Annotated in this window: 17 protein-coding genes; 11 read left to right on the top strand and 6 right to left on the bottom strand. The window is 71.6% G+C overall.

Features of this window, described 5'->3' with window-relative positions; translation table 11 throughout:
• Positions 1-464 precede the first annotated feature (464 nt).
• Positions 465-1493 carry a zinc-binding alcohol dehydrogenase family protein gene (locus tag BT364_RS10620; protein ID WP_072484867.1) on the bottom strand — a complete coding sequence of 343 codons (1029 nt, stop codon included), beginning with the start codon at positions 1491-1493 and terminating at the stop codon, positions 465-467.
• Positions 1494-1687: 194 nt separating this feature from the next.
• On the opposite strand from BT364_RS10620, the gene BT364_RS10615 reads away from it, so the two are divergent.
• The gene (locus BT364_RS10615; protein WP_072484866.1) at positions 1688-2449 is read left to right on the top strand and encodes an HAD family hydrolase; all 762 of its coding nucleotides are present in this window, start codon (positions 1688-1690) and stop codon (positions 2447-2449) included.
• 89 nt (positions 2450-2538) lie between these two features.
• Here BT364_RS10615 and BT364_RS10610 read toward each other — a convergent pair whose 3' ends face one another.
• Positions 2539-4941, bottom strand: a complete 2403-nt coding sequence (locus BT364_RS10610; protein ID WP_072484865.1) for a glycoside hydrolase family 65 protein — start codon at positions 4939-4941, stop codon at positions 2539-2541.
• Complete coding sequence (locus tag BT364_RS41445) at positions 4938-5168, bottom strand: hypothetical protein (protein ID WP_072484864.1); 231 nt, start codon at positions 5166-5168, stop codon at positions 4938-4940. Before BT364_RS41445 ends, BT364_RS10610 begins: the two co-directional genes overlap by 4 nt.
• 823 nt (positions 5169-5991) lie before the next feature.
• Here BT364_RS41445 and BT364_RS10600 point away from each other — a divergent pair.
• The 3 genes from BT364_RS10600 to BT364_RS10590 all read left to right on the top strand — a co-directional run bounded on the left by BT364_RS10600 (position 5992) and on the right by BT364_RS10590 (position 8714).
• Entirely contained in the window at positions 5992-6645 is a 654-nt protein-coding gene (locus BT364_RS10600; RefSeq protein ID WP_072484863.1) for a CBS domain-containing protein, read from the top strand.
• 131 nt (positions 6646-6776) lie between these two features.
• Positions 6777-7778 carry an Acg family FMN-binding oxidoreductase gene (locus BT364_RS10595; RefSeq protein WP_072484862.1) on the top strand — a complete coding sequence of 334 codons (1002 nt, stop codon included), beginning with the start codon at positions 6777-6779 and terminating at the stop codon, positions 7776-7778.
• A gap of 60 nt (positions 7779-7838) precedes the next feature.
• Positions 7839-8714: a universal stress protein gene (locus BT364_RS10590; RefSeq protein ID WP_072484861.1), complete on the top strand. Its 876-nt coding sequence runs from the start codon at positions 7839-7841 to the stop codon at positions 8712-8714.
• 23 nt (positions 8715-8737) lie between these two features.
• On the opposite strand, the gene BT364_RS44110 is transcribed toward BT364_RS10590, so the two are convergent.
• On the bottom strand, positions 8738-8926 hold the full coding sequence (locus tag BT364_RS44110; protein ID WP_107408199.1) for a universal stress protein: 189 nt from the start codon (positions 8924-8926) through the stop codon (positions 8738-8740).
• A gap of 301 nt (positions 8927-9227) precedes the next feature.
• On the opposite strand from BT364_RS44110, the gene BT364_RS10585 reads away from it, so the two are divergent.
• Both BT364_RS10585 and BT364_RS10580 read left to right on the top strand, forming a co-directional pair.
• Complete coding sequence (locus tag BT364_RS10585; RefSeq protein ID WP_107408203.1) at positions 9228-11555, top strand: heavy metal translocating P-type ATPase; 2328 nt, start codon at positions 9228-9230, stop codon at positions 11553-11555.
• Between the two features lie 163 nt (positions 11556-11718).
• Positions 11719-12177 carry a Crp/Fnr family transcriptional regulator gene (locus BT364_RS10580; RefSeq protein ID WP_072484860.1) on the top strand — a complete coding sequence of 153 codons (459 nt, stop codon included), beginning with the start codon at positions 11719-11721 and terminating at the stop codon, positions 12175-12177.
• A gap of 105 nt (positions 12178-12282) precedes the next feature.
• Here the strand turns inward: BT364_RS10580 and BT364_RS10575 are convergent, their stop codons facing one another.
• Positions 12283-13158, bottom strand: coding sequence for a CBS domain-containing protein (locus BT364_RS10575; protein ID WP_072484859.1), 876 nt, complete (start codon positions 13156-13158; stop codon positions 12283-12285).
• Between the two features lie 541 nt (positions 13159-13699).
• Between BT364_RS10575 and BT364_RS10565 the strand changes: the two genes are divergently transcribed.
• Positions 13700-13915, top strand: a complete 216-nt coding sequence (locus BT364_RS10565; RefSeq protein WP_256259681.1) for a V-type ATP synthase subunit D — start codon at positions 13700-13702, stop codon at positions 13913-13915.
• Positions 13916-13979: 64 nt separating this feature from the next.
• Here the strand turns inward: BT364_RS10565 and BT364_RS10560 are convergent, their stop codons facing one another.
• Positions 13980-14402, bottom strand: coding sequence for an Hsp20/alpha crystallin family protein (locus BT364_RS10560; protein ID WP_072484858.1), 423 nt, complete (start codon positions 14400-14402; stop codon positions 13980-13982).
• 172 nt (positions 14403-14574) lie between these two features.
• Here BT364_RS10560 and BT364_RS10555 point away from each other — a divergent pair, with 172 nt between their 5' ends.
• From BT364_RS10555 to BT364_RS10540, 4 genes are all read left to right on the top strand, one after another.
• A complete protein-coding gene (locus tag BT364_RS10555; RefSeq protein ID WP_072484857.1) occupies positions 14575-15972 on the top strand; it encodes a nicotinate phosphoribosyltransferase in 1398 nt (465 codons plus the stop codon).
• A gap of 447 nt (positions 15973-16419) precedes the next feature.
• Positions 16420-19275, top strand: a complete 2856-nt coding sequence (locus tag BT364_RS10550) for a cation-translocating P-type ATPase (protein WP_256259680.1) — start codon at positions 16420-16422, stop codon at positions 19273-19275.
• Positions 19272-19931, top strand: a complete 660-nt coding sequence (locus BT364_RS10545; RefSeq protein ID WP_072484856.1) for a potassium channel family protein — start codon at positions 19272-19274, stop codon at positions 19929-19931. The genes BT364_RS10550 and BT364_RS10545 overlap by 4 nt, the downstream gene beginning before the upstream one ends.
• Entirely contained in the window at positions 19928-20584 is a 657-nt protein-coding gene (locus BT364_RS10540) for a potassium channel family protein (RefSeq protein ID WP_072484855.1), read from the top strand. Before BT364_RS10545 ends, BT364_RS10540 begins: the two co-directional genes overlap by 4 nt.
• Positions 20585-20733 lie beyond the last annotated feature (149 nt).

The following is a 20733-nucleotide window of genomic DNA, read 5'->3' as shown; positions in this document are numbered from 1 at the left end:
CGGATCGTCGTCCTGCCGGATCCTGGCAGGGGCCGACCGGTCATCCGATCGCGGGTCCCTTTCGGCGGCCGCCACATTGCCATGATGCCCTCCGCCGTAGGTGCGGTGACTGCGGGCTTCAGTAGCGCATGGGCCGACCGGAGGGAGTACGCAGATCCTGTTGTGCATGACCGCGTGACCTCCCCGGCCGGATCCTGATCCGGATGCGTTGCATCGTCGTCACCTCTTCGGGAGGCGGAGTCCGGACAAGACGTCCGACATCCACGGTCGCTCCCCAGGGGGCATCGCCGCAGTGCCGAGGGGGCCAGGAGCTGGGCCGAGTGGCCGTGCCGAAGAGGGACCGATCGGCCCATGGCCGGGCCCGTGCCGGAACCGGCTGTCGTCGGGGACGGGAGCGTGGGGCGCTGCGGGACGAGGATGGCGGCCCGGCCGGAACGAGGATGGCGGCCCGGCCGGAACGAGGGTCATCCGGGCACGAGGACGGCGGCGCCGCTGACCCGGTCGGCGGCCAGGTCCGCCAGGGCCCGGTCGGCGCGGCTCAGCGGGTACGGGCTGACGGTGACCCGGATGCCGATCCGTGCGGCCGTGTCCAGGAAGTCGCGGCCGTCCTGCCGGGTGTTCGAGGTGACGCTGCGCAGATCGCGTTCCTCGAAGAGGTGGCGCCGGTAGTTGAGCACGGGGATGTCGGTGAGGTGGATGCCCGCGACGGCGAGCGTTCCCGAACGGTCCAGTGCCTCCAGTGCCACGGGCACCAGCTCACCGACCGGTGCGAACAGGATCGCCGAGTCCAGTGGTTCGGGCGGGCGGTCGTACGCCCCGCCCGCGGAGGAGGCACCCAGGTCGAGGGCGAGTTCACGGGCCCGTGCCGACCGGGTCAGAACGTGCACGGTCGCTCCTTCGGCCAGGGCTACCTGCGCCGCCAGATGCGCCGAGGCCCCGAAGCCGTAGATCCCCAGCCGGCCGCCGGGCGGCAGGGCGCTGCGGCGCAGAGCCCGGTAACCGATGATCCCGGCACACAGCAGCGGCGCGAGCAGCGCCGCGTCCTGGTCCTCCGGGAGCCGGTAGGCGTAGTCGGCCGGTACGAGGGTGATGTCGGCGAAACCGCCGTCCGCGTCCCAGCCCGTGTAGAGGGAGGCCGGGCACAGGTTCTCACGACCGGCCCGGCAGTAGCGGCAGTGGCCGCAGGTGCTGCGCAGCCACGCCCCACCGGCCCGGTCACCGACCCGGAAGCCCGTGACGGACTCGCCGACGGCGGCCACCCGGCCGACGATCTCATGGCCGGGAACGGCCGACGCCCGGTGCGGACGCAGGTCCCCCTCGGCAAGGTGCAGATCGGTACGGCACACACCGCACGCCTCCACCCTCAGCAACAGTTCACCGGGCCCCGGCGAGGGCAGCGCACGCCGCACACGCACCAGCGGGCCGTCCCCGATCGGACCAGGGCTCCCTACGACCCACCCGGTCAGCGTTCCCGAAGCCGGCACGCGCGCCATGTTCCCAGCCTGTCGCCGACCGGCAGGCCCGGCAAACGCTCACCGCGGATCGGAGGGCCGCGTCCGCACGCCGCTCCGTCCGACAACGGCTCCCGGCCGTTCGGGCAGGTGACGAAGCCCGCCCCTGCGGTCGGCGCGCCCTCGGCCGGCAGCCGTGATGCCATGGAGAGGGCTCCCTGGCGAAGGGATCCGTCATGAGCGGTACACCGTCCCTGGCCGCCTGCCTGCGCTCACTGCGGGCCGTGGTCTTCGATACCGACGGCGTGGTCATCGATTCCGCACGGGTCCATGCCGCGGCCTGGCAGGGTGCATTCGACGCCTGTCTCTCGGCCGCGGGCGGGCAGCGCCCGTTCGATCCGGTGGACGACTATCTCCGCCATGTCGACGGCCGGTCACGGCTGGACGGGGCCGCCGGCTTCCTGGCCTCCCGGGGACTGGACCTGCCGCGCGGCGATCCCGACGACGCGCCGGGCACCGCCACGGTGTGGGCCGTCGCGGCCCGCAAGGAAGAACTGTTCACCGCGAGCGTGCGTGCGCACGGTGTCGCCGCCTGGCCGGGCACCGTCCGTCTGCTGGACACACTGCGGTGTGAGCAGATGCCCTGTGCCGCTGTTTCGGCGTCCCGCCACGCGACCGAGCTGATGACCGCGGCAGGCGTGATCGGCCTCTTCCGGAGCGTGGTGGACGGCAACGAAGCGCGTCGGCTGGGGCTTCCGGGCAAACCAGACCCAGCGCTCTTCCTGGAGGCGGCGCGGCGGCTGGGTGTTCCGGCCCGGGACGCGGCTGTACTGGAGGACGCGCTGGCCGGGGTCGAGGCCGGCCGGCGGGGCGGATTCGGTCTGGTGGTGGGAGTGGACCGTACGGCCTCAGGAAGCAATTCGGCCGGACTGCGCCGCCATGGCGCCGATGTGGTCGTGACCGACCCCGGCGAGCTGTTGACCCTCGGGAAGGACTGAGAACTGCGGCCCGTACTCGATCGCGCGAAGGCCATGGGCCGGTCAAGCGATCCGGTCGACCAGCAGACCCCCGCTGGGCCTGCGAGAAGTCAGCGCACGGGCAGGCGGAACCAGTGCTGCTCCCCCGCGGCCACGGTCACCAGCCGCTCGCCGGGCAAGCACACGGTCAGCGGGGAAGCCGGCCGCGAGCGGGGCACGCGAATCCCCAGTCGGCCCGGCAGCAGCCGAACACGGATGCCCCTGTGCCCGCGGTAACAGAACGTGAACGTGCAGCGCGGCACCTCCCTGAGCGGCATGGGATCGATGCGGAGCCCGTCCGGGCCTGCCTCCAGACCTGCGACGCCCCGTTCGACGAGATCGAGGGTGCCGGCCATGGCACCGAGGTGGATGCCTTCGCCGGTGGTGCCGCCCTGAACATCCGCCACATCGCTGAGCAGGGCTTCCTCGCAGTACCGCCAGGCGTCCGGACCTTTCTCCCGCGCGAGCACCCAGCCGTGCACCAGACTGCTGAGGGTCGAACCATGACAGGTGCGATCCAGGTAGTAGCCGACCGTCGCGCTCCACACCTCGTCATCGAGCCGGTATCCGAGACGCTCGAACAGGCACCGCAGCTCGGCCGGGCGGAAGAGATAGCCGAGCATGAGTGTGTCGGCCTGCTTGGACGCCTGATAGCGATTGACAGTGTCCCCCTCGGACTCCAGGATCCGGTCGAGTCGGCGGATGTCGCAGTAACGGGAGCGGTAGGCGTCCCAGTCCAGTTCGGCCAGCTCGCCGTAGCCCTCGAACTGGCCGATGACACCGCCGTGGAACGGCACGTACAGCCGACGGGAGATCTCCTCCCAGCGGCTCAGCGTCCCGTCGTCCAGGCCGAGTCGCTCGGCCAGCTCCCGTCGACGGGCCTCGGGGAGCCCCTCGTACGCCTCAAGTGCGCGTGCGAGCACCCAGGCCGCGGTCACGTTGGTGTACGCGTTGTCGTCGATCCCGGGAGCAGTGGCCCCGGGGTAGGCGTCGTGGTACTCGTCCGGGCCCACCACACCGCGGATGCGGTAGCGCTCGCGATCGGCGTCGTAGGTGGCCGCGGCACCCCAGTAGCCTGCGATGTCGAGCAGCAGCTCCACCCCCGGCCCCTGGGCGAATCCGGTGTCGCCGGTGCTCTGCCCGTACCGCCACACGTTCCAGGCGATCGCCGATCCGACATGGCGCTGCAGGTGCGAGTGGTCGGGAAGCCAGCGGCCCGAGCGGGGGTTGAGATGCAGCGTCTGCGTCTCCTCGGCGCCCGAACTGCCGCTCTGCCAGGGGAACATCGCCCCTCGCAGGCCCGCCCGGCGGGCCGCGTCACGGGCCGCGGGCAGGCGACGGTGCCGGTACATGAGAAGGCCCCGTGCCACTTCTGGGAAGTGCAGGGTGATGCAGGGCAGTACGAACAACTCGTCCCAGAAGACATGCCCTCGGTACGCCTCCCCGTGCAGTCCTCTGGCAGGCACTCCGACGTCCAGCTCGGCCGTGTGCGGGGACAGCGCCTGAAGGACGTGGAAGAGGTGAAGCCGAAGGATACGCCCCGCTTCGCCGGGCACCTTCAATTCACCCTGGCTCCACAGACGTTCCCAGGCCGCACGGTGGGAGGCCAGCAACACCTCGAACGGCGCCATGTGCGATGCGCGCTCGACAGCAAGCGGCAGAGGGTCGCCCGAAGGGCGGTCCAGCGATGTGTACAAAGCGGCGCACTTCACGACGGCGGCGGAACGCCCGCGGGAGACCGGCAGCCTGAATCTCTGGACCGTTCCGGTTCCGGTACAGCTCGATCCCACCGCGACGAGGGGCCGCGACGATGTTCGAACAGCGACCGCGATCCGGGTCCGGGACGAACGGGTCCGGCAGGACAGCCAGGCCACGCCGTCCGCCTCGGCTCCGGCGCGGTGGCCGGTGAGATGGCGCCCGTCCAGCCCCCGGTATCGCTCGACGCCGCTGTTGGTGACGTCACCGTCGATGACGGACTCGACCTCGACGGCGCCGCTCCAGCCGTACCCGTGAAAGGTGGTTCTCTGGGCGGCGAGATACGGGTCGCCCATGTGAACGAGTCTGGTGTGGGTGACGCCGAGCCGGCGCCCGTGGCCGTCCTGGAACAGCAGACGGCGGGTGAGAACGCCGCCGCGCAGATCGAGCGAGACCTTGTGACGCCGCAGACTCGGGTCATCGGTGGTGAGCCACTCCCCCGCCGGCCCGTCGTCCGGCAGGCAGCGGTAGCGCAGACGCGTCCAGTCGGGCAGGTTGACCATGTCTTCGTTGCCGACCCGCCTCCCCGCGACCTCCGAGGAAAGCCGGTCGTAGCATCCGGCCGCGTAGGTGCCGGGATAATGGACCGCGTCAGCAGGCGACTCGGGCGCCGCGCCCCTGGTGGCGAATCTGCCGTTGCCGAGCGTGCACAGGGCTTCGATCGTCCGCTCCGCCTTGGGGTCGTAACCGTTGAAGTCCCAGGCACACGCTGTGCTCATGGCTGGGCCGGGGCGATGATCTCGTTGTGCTGCGGTCCTCCCGGTGTCGCGACGCGGCCCCCGGGCCGGACCATGCGGGTGCACATATCGAAGGCTTCGTGCACGCCGACGGCTTCGATGACGACGGCGGCGAAGCGGATCACCGCGTCATCGGCGTCCTTGACCACGGGGTCCGGAACGTCCTGCCGTGCGATCTGTCCCGGGCCCTGAAGAACGAGTGCCTTCACGATGCCCCACTTCCATGTCCCCCAGGTTCTCCCCCAGGCTGACCCGGCGCGGGCCCGCTCCACATGGGCCGGTCGGTCCCCGCCGGGACCTGTCGGGCCTCTCCCACCCCGGCTACGGGGATGTGATGGTGAAGACGCTGCCATCCACCGAAGAAGGGGGCGGTGATGTCCGAGGCAGAAGCATGCCCGGCTGCTCCCAGGACGAGGCCCGCGCTGCTGCGCTTCCTCGGCGGCGTCCGGACCGTCACCGGCAGCAAGTTCCTCATCGCGAGCGACCATGCCCGGATCCTCCTCGACTGCGGCCTCTTCCAGGGTTTCGCGGACCTGCGCCGCCGCAACTGGGCGAAGCTGCCGTGCGACGCATCGTCCATCCACGCCGCACCGGCCCGCCAAACCGCTCTACGACGAGTCCGATGTCGACACCACCGTCAGGTTCTTCGACCCCGTCGAGGTCGGCAGCGAGATCGAGATCATGGCCGGCACCCGGCTCGTCCTGCACCGCGGTGGGCACATCCTCGGCTCCGCCTGGGCCCACCTGACCCTCGAAGACGGCCACACCATCGCCGCGAGCGGCGACCTCGGCCGCCCCGGCCATCCGCTACTGCCGTCCTGGTCCGCTGGCCGGACGGGCGCCCCGGCCGGTCCTGCAGCCTGTTCTCTCCGGTGCGAAGCTGTGGATGAAGGACGGGAAGCACACCGAGTACGCCGCAGGGGCCTCGCCCGTCGCAGATCCGACGCCACGGCCCCACCGGACCTTTCCATCCCCGTTCGCCCACGGCGGCGATCGGCCGCTCGCCCGCCCGCGCCCATCGAGGAACCTGCCATGACCTCCACCCGGTACACCGTCAACGACGTCATGACGGAGACCGTCGTCACCGTCACGCCCGACACGGAATTCAAGGAGATCGCCGACGCCATGGAGCGGTGGAAGGTCACCGCCGTTCCTGTCGTCGAGGACAAGGGCTCCGTCGTCGGCGTCGTCTCCGAAGCCGACCTGCTCCCGAAGGAGGAGTTCCACGAACACCCGCCCGGCATGATCGACCAGATGCGCCACCTGGGTGACACCGCCAAGGCCGGCTCGGTCCGGGCCGAGGAGCTGATGACCAGCCCCGCCATCACGATCGAGCCCGGCGCGTCCCTCCCCCAGGCCGCCCGGCTCATGGCCGACCGTCGTATCAAGCGCCTCCCGGTCGTCGACGCCGACGGCAGGCTCAAGGGCATCGTCAGCCGCGCCGATCTCCTCAAGATCTTCCTGCGCCCCGACGACAACCTCGCCGCCGAGATACGCCGCGAAGTCATCGACCGCCTGTTCCCCGACTCGCACCGGGTCGTGAAGGTCGGCGTCACCTGGGGTGTGGCCACGCTCACCGGTCGCGTGCCCGACGCCGCTCTCATTCCCGTCGCCGCCCGCCTCGCTCAGTCCGTGGAGGGCGTCGTCAGCGTGGACTGCCGGCTCGAAGGCCCGGCATCGGCCTAGCCGAAGGAACGGAGGTATCCCTGCCGAGGAGCCGTCCGGGACCGAGCGAGGGACGAACGGCCCCTACGTACCGGGGGCGATCCGCTCCATGCTGAAGCCATCGCCCCTTCCCGACCTCCGGGAGACCCACGATGCTCACCGAAGCACTCGAAGACACCGCACTGGCCGGCCTCGTCGCCGATGCCACTGCCGCCCCGTCCATGCACAACGCCCAGCCCTGGATCTTCCGCTACGGATGCCGCAGCCGCACCCTCACGCTCCGGGCGGACTTCGAGCGCGCGATGGCGGAGGCCGACCCCTCGGCCCGCGCCCTTCACATCGGCTGCGGCGCGGCTCTGCTCAACCTGCGGGTGTCCGCCGCGCACCACGGCCTGGACGCGGCCACCGCACTGCTGCCCGTGCCGTCGGACCCCGCCGTACTGGCCACCGTCCGTCTCGACATCCACCCCGACGCGCCACGGGAACCCGCCGATGAAGCCCTCGCCGTTCTCCACCCGGCGATCAAGGACCGGCACACGAGTCGCTACCCGTTCGACGAACGGCCGGTCCCCGACGACGTCCGGGCACGCCTCGCCGACGCGGCCCGTGCCGAGGGCGCGGACTTCGCGTTCCTGACCCCGATCCACCTGGAGACCGTGCTGGGACTGATCCGGGACGCCGAGGGGTATGACCGCGGGGACCCGGCGCGGGAGGCGGAGCAGGAGCACTGGACCCGGAACACGAAGACCGAGGCACCAGTGGACGGAATCCCCGACTACGCCTTCGGCCCCCGCGACGCCTCAGAACGAGCCACCACCCGCGACTTCGCCGGAACCCGGGTCGTCCCGGGCCGGGCGCGTGTCCTGTTCGAGAACCGGCCTCAACTGGCCCTGCTGAGCACGCCGGGCGACCGCGCCGCGGACTGGCTGCGCGCCGGTCAGGCCCTGGAACGCGTTCTGCTCACTGCCACGCTCCACCAGGTGTCCACGTCGTTCGCGACTCAGCCCCTCGAATGGCCGGACCTGCGCTGGATCCTGCGCGACCCTGTCTTCGGCACGGGACACCCGCAGATGATCATCCGTCTGGGGTACGGGCCGAGCGGGCCACGCACACCACGACGTCCCCTCGACCACGTGCTGACCATCGAACCGTAGAAACCGTGACCGCATACATCGCGGCAGGCAGCCATCCGAGCAGGAAAGGCGGTGGGAGCCATGCAGCTCCCGATAGTCGTCGGAGTGGACGGGTCGGAGGGCAGTCTCCGTGCCCTGGACTGGGCCGCGGCAGAGGCGGCGCGCTCGCGGATTCCCCTGCGCCTCGTCCATGCGTCGTTGTGGGAGCACTACGAAGGCATACGTCCCACCTTCGACACCGGGCGTCCGGCCGAGCAGGTCCTCGCCGAGCATCTCGTCGCGTCCGCGCAGGAACGTGTGCATCGACTCCACGCGGAGGCGAGGGTGATCGCCGATGTACAGCCCGAGGATCCGGTGAACGCGCTGGTGCGCGAGAGTCACGAGGCAGCCCTGGTCGTCCTCGGCTCCCGGGGCCGCGGCCGGATCGCCGGAATGCTCCTGGGATCCGTGAGCCTCGCCCTCGCGGGCCGGTCCCACTGCCCGGTCGTCGTGATCCCGGCGGCCGCACCGGACGCTCAGCCGAAGCCGGGCCGCGTCGTCGTCGGAATCGGCGACGCACCGGGACCGTCGGCGGCAGCTCGTTTCGCACTCGCCCAGGCGGCGTCGCGCCACGGCGAGCTGATCGCCGTACGAGCCTGGCGCTGTCCCGCCCACGAGACCGCGGACCATCCGCTCCTCGCCGGCTCCCCGGCCTCCGCACACCGTCAACAGGCGGAGGAACACCTCGAAGACGTCCTGGCCGTACTGGAACGGACCGGGTCCGAAGCCGCCGTCCACCGCTCCGTGGTGCAAGGACCCGTCCACCAAGTGCTCATCGAGGAAGCCGAGGGCGCGGAACTCCTCGTCGTCGGCGCGCGCCGTTCCGGCGGACACCGCGGTCCGCACCTCGGTCCGGTGGACCACTCGGTGTTGCACTACGCGTCCTGCCCCGTCGCCGTCGTCCCGGACACCCGCTGACCGCCTGAGCGCGGCACCGGTCCTCATCGCGGATGGGGTACGAGGAGGACCGGGCAGTGCGCGTGGTGCAGGACCGCATGCGTCACGCGGCCCAGCGGAGAGCCGATGGAGTGCGAACGCCGTCGCCGCTCCTGAAGATCGCCCGGCAGCGCACCCAGCCGACGGTGCGCCTCTCCGCAGTCACCAGATCCCTTGTCGCCGTTGTCGCCCACGGTGCCTCCGTCGTGACCCGCGCGCGGCGCGCCGGGGTCACACCTTCACGGTAGTAGCCCCGCGCCGAGAAGCATCCGGGGACGGCGACCGGCCCGGACAGGCGCCGCGGATGTCGCTCCGGACCTCGCCACCGCGCTGGTTCGCACACCGCGAAAACCGCCCCGGGCCCGGAGGCGCGAAGAACGTCTGTACGGCCCTGGTGGCAGAGCCGTTCGTCCCCTGCCGCAGGTCCGCCCCGCCGGGGTGTGATGAACAGGGACGGGACCGCAGGCAACCATGCCGGACGGACAGAGGTACATCATGAACCGCTCCGCCTTCGTCACACGGCTGCGCTCTCCGGCCGGAGCGGCCGCCTCACGGCTGGAGCCCGCGCTACTGACTGTCACGGCGGCCGCCCTCACCGCAGGAGGTGCCGCCTGGCTCACCGGCGACGAGGGCCTCGCAGACCTGCTGTGGGGCCTGGGCACCCTGCTCGCGGTCCCACCGGCGGTGGGCTGGGTGGTCGCCACGCTCCGCCACGGCCGTGCAGGCATCGACCTGATCGCGGTCCTCGCTCTCGGTGGCACCCTTGCCGTCCATGAATACCTGGCCGGGGTGCTCATCGCACTGATGCTGGCCACCGGGCGAACGCTGGAGGCGGCAGCCCGGCGTCGTGCCTCGCACGACCTGCGTGCACTGCTGGAGCACGCGCCTCGCTCTGCACGACGCCGGACAGCGGCTGGAGTCACCACGGTTCCACTGAGCGAAGTCGCCACCGGTGACCTGCTCGTCGTGGGTCCGGGAGAGGTCGTCCCGGTCGACGGGCGGGTGGAGGGCACCACAGCCGACCTCGACGAGTCCGTACTCACGGGCGAGTCCCTGAGCGTAGAACGGCCGGCCGGCGACACCGCCCGCAGCGGTGTGGTCAACGCCGGCGGCGCCTTCGAGTTGCGCGCCACGGCGACCGAACAGGACAGCACGTACGCCGCAATCGTGCGACTGGCCAGGCAGGCCGGGGCCGAGTCCGCGCCCGTGGTGCGGCTGGCCGACCGCTACGCGGCCTGGTTCCTCCCGCTCACCCTGGCGGTGGCGGGAGCCGCCTGGCTGCTCAGCGGCTCGGCGGTCAGGGCAGTCGCGGTGCTGGTGGTCGCCACCCCGTGTCCGCTGCTGCTGGCCGCGCCGGTGGCCATCGTCTCCGGGCTCTCCCGAGCCTCACGCCTGGGAGTGGTCATGCGCGACGGTGGCGCCCTGGAGAACCTCGGCCGGGCCCGTACCCTGCTGCTCGACAAGACCGGCACCCTCACCCGCGGCCGCCCTCGCGTCGTGGATGTGCTCGCCGCACCCGGGTGGCAGCCGACGGAGGTACTGAGGCTGGCCGCCTCGCTGGACCAGTACTCACCCCATGTCCTGGCCGGGGCGATCGTCGACAGCGCGCACGAACGGAAGCTGGTCCTGTCCGTCCCGTCCGATGTCACCGAGGAGCCCGGCCGGGGTGCTTCGGGCACCGTGGACGGGCGCCGGCTCTCCGTCGGCCGCTTCAACATGTCCGGTGGCCGCCCGCCCTGGGCCAGGGCAGTGGACAACCGCGCGCTTCTCGACGGCGCCGCGGTGGCCTGGCTGACCGTGGACGGTTGTCCGGCGGGGGCGGTGCTCCTCCGGGATCCCCTGCGCCATGACGCCGCGCGCACCCTGCGCCATCTGAGGGGCGCGGGCATCGAGCGGCTGCTGATGCTGACGGGCGACCGAGCGGAGCCGGCCGGTGAAGTGGGTGCCGTCCTCGGTCTGGACGATGTCCGCGCCGGGCTCGACCCGCTCGGCAAGGTCGCCGTCGTACGGGCCGAACGCGAACGCGCGGTCACCGTCATGGTGGGGGACGGCGTGAACGACGCCCCCGCGCTGGCCGCGGCGGACATCGGCGTGGCGATGGGTGCTCGCGGCTCCACCGCCTCGTCGGAGGCGGCCGACATCGTGCTGACCGCCGATCGGGTGGACCGGCTCGCCGACGCCGTCTTCGTCGCCGTACGGGCCCGGCGGATCGCCGTGCAGAGTGCCCTGGGCGGGATGGCGATGTCCCTGGCGGCGATGGCCGCGGCGGCCTTCGGCCTGCTGCCGCCCGTCCTGGGCGCCCTGCTCCAGGAAGCCATTGACGTGGCGGTCATCCTGAACGCCCTGCGTGCGCTGCGCGTGGACCGCACAGCGCGGCCGGCACTGACGCCCGCGGCCGAGGAGCTCATTCACCGCTTCGCGTCGGAGCACGACGACCTCCAGGACGTGCTCGAAGCGGTGCGCGGTGCGGCAGACCGTCTCTCGGACGGTCCCGGCCCACAGGCTCTGGCTGCCGTCGAAGGGGCGCATCGTCTGCTCACCGAGCGGCTGCTGCCCCACGAGTACGCCGAGGAGCACGAGCTCTACCCCGCGCTCGCGCCCACCCTGGGCGGGCCGGAGTCGACAGCCACCATGAGCCGTGCCCACACCGAGATCGAACGTCTCTCCCGCCGCATCGCGACCCACCTGCGGCTGGCCCACGCCGAGGGCGGCCTGTCCCCCGGCCAGCTCGACGACCTGCGCTGCTGCCTGTACGGGCTGCACACGGTCCTGCGCCTGCACTTCACGCAGGAGGAGGAGAACTACTTCTCGCTGGCCCAGTGAGTCCGACCGCAGCCGGCACTCCCCCGCTCCGCACCGCGTTGGTGGACGCGGCCGGGGCGGCTCGCATGGGCCGATGGGCCCTGCTCGGATCCGAGTGGCCCTTGGTGGCGGGACCCGCGTGCGCTCACGCTGGAAGCAGAGACTCACGAAGGGAGCCGGTGTGATGACTTCCGCCACCGCCATGACCACTGCCCTGTCCACCGAACACCGCGACCGCCTGATGGGCCTCGCCCGCGAAGTCTCCTTCGATGCCGGCACCCGCCTGTTCGAGGAGGGCCGGCACGCCGACCGCTTCTGGATCATCCGCACCGGCACCGTCGCCCTCGACCTCCATGTGCCGGGCCGTCGTCCCGCCGTCATCGAATCGATCGGGCGCGGCGAACTGGTCGGCTGGTCCTGGCACTTCCCGCCCTTCACCTGGCACTTGGGCGCCGAGGCGATGAGCCCGGTACGGGCCTGGGAGTTCGATGCAGAGGCGGTCCGGGCGGTGTGTGCCGAGAACCCCGAGTTCGGCCGGGCGATCGCGGTCTGGGTCGGCCGGGTGGTGGCCCAGCGGCTGCACGCCTCCCGGGTCCGGCTGCTCGACCTCTACGCCCCCTACGGCAGCGGTGGTCTGACGTGACGGCCCGCTCTCGGTACACGCATCGGCCCGCACCGGGTGAGTGACGTGACGGCGCCCGGCGGGGCCGCACGCGCCCGCCAGTACCCGCGGTTCTTCCGCGTACCGTCATGTCTCGGCGGTGAGGAGGTTCTTCACCTCGACGACATCGGCGATGCCTTCCACCTCCGCCACCAGCCGAGCCGCTTCGGCCGCAGGTATGTTCCCGGTCAACTCCACGATGCCGTCGTGCACGGCCGCCTCCACGGATTCCCGGTCGCCGGGCGGGCAGCACGACTCGATCCTGGCCACGACCTCCGCCCGGATTTCGACGTCGTCCCTGATGAGAGCCTGCAGTAGCGCGTTGCGGCGTACGACGCCGACCAGGCGGCCCCCGCGGTCGGTGACCGGAAGCCTCTTCAGCCGGGACAGTGCGGCAAGCCAAGCGGCCTCGGCGACAGTCGCACCGGGCAGCACCGTAATCGCGGGACTCGTCATGAGGTCAGCCGCTGTCTCACCGCAGGCCTTGCCGTGGATGCGTCGCTCGCGCAGCCTGCCGATGCGTCCGACCCGGTGGCCGGAGGCCTCGAAGGCGACTTTCGCCAGCAGATCGGACTCCGAGACGACGCCGACCACGTGGTCCTCGTCGTCCACGACCGGAATCGCGCCGACCTGCTCGCGTGCCAGCAGGCGGGCGATGTCGCGGTACGGCAGATCGTCGCGCAGGGAGGCGGCGGGCACGTCCATCACGTCCCGCACCAAGGGGACCCCTGCTCCGGGTGGTGAAGACGGCTGCGGAGGCGACGCGGCCGACGGCGCCGGGTGGGCGGTGACGCCTGCGGGAGCCTGCTCCTCGGCGCGTGCATGCCGGGCCGCGGCCGAGGCCACGGCGCCCAGGTAGCGAATCAGCGTGTCCTGCCGTTCCGCCTCGCCGGGGCTCCAGGGGCGGGAAGGCAGGTCCCGCCGTGCCTCGGCCTCCGCGGAGAAGTTCTCGTGCCTGTTCACGGCGGCCTCCGGACTCCGTCGGGTTGCCTACCGTCCCAGTCTTCCGCTCCGGCCGCCCTTGCCAAGAGCCGAACGGCCCTGGTGGAACGGCGTGACGGCCCTGTCCGGTGCGGGGTGGAACGGGAACGGTGAGAATGAAGGAGCAGCCGACCGACGGGAGGCCGCCGATGAGTCTGCGTGACTTCCTGGAGCGGTTCCGTCCGGCGGGAACACCTGGAGCGTCCGCCACCGGCGTGCCCGCCGACCGTACGGCCGAACGTGCCGCGGAACTGGAGCCCGCTCTCGCACAGCTGATGGATGTACAGCGGGAGGCGGCAGGGATCCGGGCCTCGGCGGACGAGGCTGCCGCGGCCGTGCGGCGGGACGCCGCGCGGGAGGCGGCAGAGCTCGTGGCGGCCGCCCGGGAGCGTGCTCCCGAGATCCGCCGACAGGCTGCGGAACCCGTCCTCCGTGAGGCCCTGCGGGAAGCGGACGCCCTTCGCGATACTGGGGACCACGCTGCCTCGGTGGTCCGGTGGCGGGCCCGGGAGTGTACCGTGCCGTGGTCCGCGCCGCAGCGGAACACGCGGCCCACCAGGCAGCCGCCGATCTGCTCGCTGCCGAGGCCGAACGGACCCGGCAGCGGGTCCGCGCGCTGCGCCGCCACTGGATCCCGCGGCTGCGGAGCGAACTGACGGCGGTGGAACTCGCGTTGGAGGAAGCCGAGCACGAGGAAGCGGTACGGCGCCGCTGGGCGGCCACGCGAGGAGCTGGGTGACAGCCGCCTGAAGCACACCGATGGCGGGCCCGTAGCGGGGCCCGCCATGCGCAGCCGACCGCCCTCAGCCGCCGTGCTTGATCTCGACGTGCTTGGCCGATGGCTTCTCGGCGCCCAAGCCCACGCTGACCGTGAGCATGCCATTGGTGTAGTCGGCCGTGACATCGTCCTCGTCCGCGCCCGACGGCAGCGTCACGCTGCGGCTCATCACGCCGTAGCGGATCTCGCTGTGGTTCTTGTCCACTTCCCTCTCGGTGCGTTCGGCCTGGACCGTCAGCACACCATCGCTGATGAAGACGTCGATGCTCTCGGGAGATGTGCCCGGTAGCTCCGCCCTCACCACGTAACGGCCGTCCTCCGTGTAGTCCTCGATACGAATTGTGTACAGCTCGCCCATGGTGGGCATCGCGAAACGGGCGGGCAGGTTCTCGAACCAGTCCGGGACCTCCGGGAACGGGAACCTCTGCCCGCGCTTCAGGGTGGTCATCGTGGTACCTCCTCGGTGTTCGGTCGCCGGTGCCGACACACCCAGTCCAGCGCGGCCGGGTTCCGATTACTGAGGCCGATCGGCCCATGCCCGGGGTCCCTCCGGTCCCTTTCTCCCGGCCGGCCCGCGGTCAGACTGGTGACCGGGGGACGATCACACGGCGGCGATCACCATGTCCGACGTCACGACCACCGATCTCTACGAAGTGACCATGGCCATGTCCTACCTCCAGGAGGACATGCGGGCTCCGGCCACGTTCGGGCTGTTCGTCCGCGACCTCCCGCCCAACCGGGGTTTCCTGGTCGCCGCGGGTCTGGAGCCCGCGCTGGACTTCCTGGCGGGCTACCGCGTGGAGCAGGAGGACATCGAGGCGTTCGCGGCCGCCCTGCACCGCCCGGAACGGGACCTCGAACCCCTCCTCGGCCTTGCCTTCGAGGGCGAGGTCCGTGCCGTGCCGGAGGGCCGTGCGGTGTTCGCCGGAGAGCCGCTGCTGGAGGTGACCGCCCCGCTGCCGCAGGCCCAGCTCGTCGAGACGTATCTGCTGAACCAGGTCTGCCACCAGACGACGGTGGCGTCCAAGGCGGCACGCAGCGTCCTGGCCGCGGGCGGAAGGCCCGTGGTGGACTTCTCGCTGCGCCGCACCCACGGGCCGTGGGCCGGACATCAGGCTGCCCGCCTCGGCGCCCTCGTGGGCTTCGCCGGCACCAGTGACGTCGCTGCCGCCACCGCCCTGGACATCCCGGCCTCGGGCACCATGGCCCACTCCTACATCGAGGCGTTCTCCGGTGAGGAAGAGGCATTCCATGCCTTCGCGCGCGCCCATCCCGGCCCGGTCACCTTCCTCGTCGACACCTACGACACGGAGGAAGGCGTGCGCACAGCCGCACGGGTCCTGACCGGTCTCCGGCGCGGCCCCGGCTGCGCGGTCCGCCTGGACAGCGGAGACCTGGGCGCACTCGCCCGCCGGGCACGCACCGTTCTGGACGGCGCCGGACTGGCCGATGTGCGGATCGTGGCCAGTGGCGGACTGGACGAGTACAGCGTGGACCGGCTGGTGCGCGCCGGTGCCCCGATCGACGTGTACGCCGTGGGCACACGTGTGGGCGTGGCCGCGGACGCCCCCTATCTGGACGCCGCATACAAGCTCGTCGAGTACGACGGCCGTCCCGTGATGAAGCTGTCCGCGGCGAAGGTCACGACACCTGGCCGTAAGCAGGTCTTCCGCCGGGCCGGGCGGCCCGACGTCATAGCCCTCGACGGAGAGGACCCGCCGGACTCCGCCCGGCCGCTGCTGCGCACAGTCATGCAGGGCGGTCGCCGAACGGGACCGCCGGACCGGTGGCAGGACGCCCGTGAGCGATTCCGCGAGGACATCGCCGCTCTGCCGGCACCGGCCCGCCGGATCCACGATCCCGATCCGGTCGCACCGATCCGGTCCCGAGCCCTTGAAAAGCTGACCGCCACAGTGCGCGCCGACATCAAGGCCCGGCTGCGCCGGGAGCGTCGTGGCGCACCACCGGGCACGGCAGCCTCCCGCGCGCCGGCCCCGACCCGTACACCAAGCATCTGACCACGATGCCACGGCCGTCGTACTCGGTCCGCGACACCTGTGCCGGCCCAGGATGTGCTCGGCTCCGCCTCGGTCGCCGACCGTCGTCGCCGTTCTGCCCGCTCCTGCGCAAGCCGCGCAACCGTCACGGAAAGTCCGCCCGGCCCCCGCGCCCGGCCCGGATGGCCCCTGCCCCGGCGCGGTGCGCGGAGCACAGGCTGGAGACGGGGCTCGGAGAGGCCCGGTCGGGCCGCGGCGGGGGCGGCACACTGCGGCGAAGGGAAGCCACCGTGTCAGCAGAACCCCTTGACGCACACACCGTCACAGGCCTCGTTCCGGCCGCCACGCGGCGCCCTCACCGCACAGCGCACAGAATCGGAGGTTGTGACGCGTTCGCTGCTTCGACGGTCCCGCGCTCGTGCGGGCCCCAGAGGCCGGCCGCCCGGACTGCGGCGTGCGGTGGTCCGTATGAGCCGTGAACCCGTCCGGTGGGGAGCGGCCGCGCTGCGCGAGGACGGCCCACCGTCGAACGGCGCGGTCCCCTCGAACGAGCCGCTGCGGGACCGGCCGGGTGCCCCCGCTCGGTCCGTCCCCTCCCTGCCCGTCCGGGAGGTCTACGCCGCCCTCAACAGTTCCCCGCGTGGTCTGACCCCGCCCGAGGCCACCGCGCGGCAAGCCCGCTACGGCCTCAACGAGCTTCCCCGCGTGAGTCGTGGGCATGTGTGGCGACGGCTGGTCGCGCAGTTCACCGACCTCTTCGCAGTCGTGCTGATCGTCTCCTCGGCGATCACCTTCCTCGCGTACGCGCTGGAACAGCCCCGGGATCCGGCCACACTTCAGCTGGCACTGGCCATCCTCGGCGTGGTGCTGCTGAACGCCGGCATCGGTTTCGCCCAGGAGTACTCCGCCGAACGGACGGCGGAGTCCCTGCAGGCGATGGTGCCGCACACCTGCCGAGTGCTGCGGAGCGGGGATGCGCGGGACCTGCCCGCGCGCGAACTGGTTCCCGGTGACGTCGTGCTCCTGGAGGCCGGTGACGCGGTGTCGGCCGACTGCCGACTGGTCGAAGCACACGAGGTCGCCGTCAACAACGCGGCGCTGACGGGCGAGAGCGACGCCGTCGCACGCGTGCCCGGGCCGGTACCGACGGGGCCGCCGCTGGAAGCGCGCAACCTCGTGTTCATGGGCACAGACGTGATCGCGGGCACGGGCAAGGCCGTCGTGTGCTCCACCGGGACGGCCACAGAGTTCGGACGGATCTTCCGGCTCACCGCCGCGGCGCCCCGGCAGAAGACCCCACTGCAGCGGCAGGTCGCGGCCATGGCCCGCCGGGTGGCCGGCGTCGCGCTGGCGACCGGGGCCGTCCTGTTCGCGGTGCGTGCGCCCGGTGGGCAGCCGTTCGTGGACACGTTCGTCTTTTCGCTCGGGGTGATGGTTGCGCTCGTGCCGGAGGGCCTGCCTGCCACGCTCTCCGTGTCCCTGGCGATCGGCGTCCGCCGTATGGCCCGCCGGCACGCCCTCGTCAAGCAATTGCTCGCGGTGGAGGCACTCGGGTCGACGAGCGTGGTGTGCACCGACAAGACGGGCACGCTCACCCAGGCCGAGATGACGGTCGTGCAACTGTGGGTGAACGGTGTGCCGCACTCCGTCGCCGGGGTGGGGTACGCACCCGTCGGTGAGGTCTCCGACGCCGGACCGGTGCGGGAGCTGCTCCGGACAGCAGCACTGTGCAGCAACGCCCGACTGGTGCCGCCGACCGGTCGGGACGGGTGGCGGGTGCTCGGCGACACCACCGAGGGGGCCCTGCTGGTGGCTGCCATGAAGGCCGATCTGGATCCAGCGGCCGAGGAGTCCCGTACTCCCCGGGTGGCGGAGCATCCGTTCGACTCCGTTCGCAAGCTGATGAGCACCGTGCACCGCGACCTCGACGGCAGCTGCCTGGCGTACGTCAAGGGCGCGCCGCTGGAGTTGCTCGCCCGCTGCGATGCCGTCGACCGGGAAGGCGCGCGGGAGCCACTGACGGACGTCTGCCGTGCAGAGATCACCGCGGCTGCGGACGGCATGGCCGGGCAGGGCCTGCGCGTGCTCGCGGTCGCCCGACGGCGGGTCGACAGCCCACACCCGACGCTCGGGGACACCGAGTCGGGGCTGACCTTCCTGGGACTGGCCGGGATGTACGATCCGCCCCGGCCCGAGGTGCGGGACGCGGTGGATGCCTGCAGGCGGGCCGGGATCCGGATCGTCATGGTCACCGGCGATCATCCCCTGACGGCCGAGGCCGTCGCCCGCCGAGTCGGCATCGTACGGGGACGAGCCCCGTCCGTGGTGACAGGCACGCAGCTGGACGCACTGGACGAGGGCGGCCTGGATGCTCTGCTGGCAAGCTCCACCGAGCTGTTGCTGTGCCGGGTCAGCCCCGAGCACAAAATGCGGGTGGTCACCGCGCTGCAGCGGCTCGGCGAGGTCGTCGCCGTCACCGGGGACGGCGCAAACGACGCGCCTGCCCTCAAGCACGCGGACATCGGCGTAGCCATGGGTGCCTCCGGCACGGACGTCGCCCGCGAGGCAGCGGTGATGGTGCTGCTCGACGACTCCTTCGCCTCCATCACCACGGCGGTGGGGCTCGGCCGTTCGGTCTACCGGAACATCCGCAAGTTCCTGATCTACCTCTTCAGCCACAACATCGCCGAACTCGTGCCGATCCTCGCGGCGACCTTCGCCGGGTTCCCGCTGGTGCCGATCACGGCCGTGCAGATCCTCGCCATCGACCTCGGCTCGGACGTGCTGCCCGCGCTGGCACTGGGCGCCGAGCCGATGGAGCGCGACGTCATGGACAGCCCGCCGCGGCCACGCCGGGAACGGCTGTTCTCGACAGCTGTCATGGGCCGCATCCTCTTCCTCGGCGGCATCCAGGCCCTCGGCGTGTGCGCCGTTTTCTTCTGGCACATCCACGCCTCCGGCCTCCCGTATGCCGACTTCACCAAGAGCGATCCCGTCTACCGGGAGGCGATCACCATGGTTCAGGCCGGCATCGTCGTCAGCCAGTTCTTCAACTCGCTCGCGGTACGCACCGACCGGCAGAGCGTCTTCCGAGCCGGCCTGCTGACCAATCCCTGGCTGCTGGCCGCAGGCTGCTTCGGAATCGGGCTGATGGCCGCCATCAGCTACGCGCCGCCGCTCCAGACGATCTTCAACACCGCGCCGCTGGCAGCCGCTGACTGGGCAGTTCTGGCCGCGTTCGGAGCGCTGTTGCTGGCCGCCGAGGAAGCACGGAAATGGCTGCTGCGGCGACGTGGTACGCCCCTGGAGGGAGAAACACGATGAGAGTGATCATCGTGGGCTGCGGCCGGGTCGGGGCCACCCTCGCCACGCAGCTCGCCGCCGAAGGCCACGACGTGCGCCTCGTCGACCGACGGACCGAGGCGCACAGGCTGCTGCCGCCAGGATTTCCCGGCGCCTTCCACACGGGCGACGGCTTCAGCCGATCCGTGCTGGAAGCGGCCGGTATCGACCGCACGGACGCGTTCGTCGCGGTCACCTCGGGGGACAGCAGCAACATCGTCAGCGCGCGAACCGCCAAGGAGACGTACCGGGTCCCGATCGTCCTGGCCCGCATTCACGATCCCCGCCGAGCCGACATCTACCGGGAGCTGGGGATCCCGACGGTCTCCAGTGTCCGGTGGGCCGTCAACCGCATCCACCAGATGCTTCTGCACCGCCATCTCAGCCCGGAACTCTCCTTCGGCAGCGGCGAGACCGTGGTGGTCCGCTCCCGGCTGCCGGCCTATCTCACCGGGCGGCCGCTCACCGAGTTCGACGTCGACGGGGAGATCCGCGTCGTCGAGATCACCCGCGGCAGCCGCTCGCTGCTGCCCGCCCACGGTGTCCTGGCCGAACCCGGTGACCTGGTCACCTTCGCCGTCACCGCCACCGCGCTGGGCCGGCTGCGCGGCTTTCTGGACAAGGAGCTGGGAACGTGAAGGTCCTGATCGCAGGCGCGGGCCGCCTCGGTACCCAGGTTGCCCAGGTGCTCTCCGCAGCGCGCAATGACGTCACACTCGTCGAGCACGACGAGGACCGCATCGCCGAAGTCGCCGGCCTGCCCGCTGTGCACCTGGTGGCCGGGGACGCCTGCGAGCCCGTGCTCCTGGAGCGGGCGGGCGCGCTGACCTGCGACCTCGTCATCGCCGCCACTGGCCGGGACGAGGACAACCTCGTCATCAGCCTGCTGGCGAAGCGCCGGTTCGGGGTGGCGCGCGTGGCCGCGCGTGTCAACGACGCGGAGAACGCCTGGCTCTTCGACGGGCGGTGGGGCGTGGACGTTGCGGTGCCCGCGGCCACTCCGCTGATCTCCTTGATCGAGGAGGCCACGGGTGCCACGGACACGGTGGCACTGCTGCGACTCAGCAAGGCCGGCGTCGAGGTCATCGAGACAGCGATCACCGAGAATTCCCGGGCGGCGGGTCGCACGCTGGGCGAGATCACACTTCCGGCCGGCACGGTCGTGGCCACCGTCGTCCGCGACGGGCGTCCGACGGTGCCGGGCCCCGAGGTGCGGTTGCTGCCGGGCGACGAACTCCTGCTCGTCTCGCACGAAGCCACCGAGCAGGAGATCCACGCGGCCTTCCAGTGATCCCGCCACGCCGTTCCGACTGCGGTTCCAGCGCCCGGCGTCGGTCTGAAGGACGAGGGGTCTGCCTGCGCAGGCCGAAGGTGGATCCCCACCCGTTCGAGAACGACGACGGAACGACGAAAGCACACGTGGTGCTGAGCACCGGGACC

Origin of the sequence: Streptomyces atratus (assembly GCF_900119365.1) — a bacterium.
GTDB classification, from domain to species: domain Bacteria; phylum Actinomycetota; class Actinomycetes; order Streptomycetales; family Streptomycetaceae; genus Streptomyces; species Streptomyces atratus_B.
Note: the sequence above shows the minus strand (reverse complement) of the source record. Positions and strands in the feature narration are given on the sequence as shown.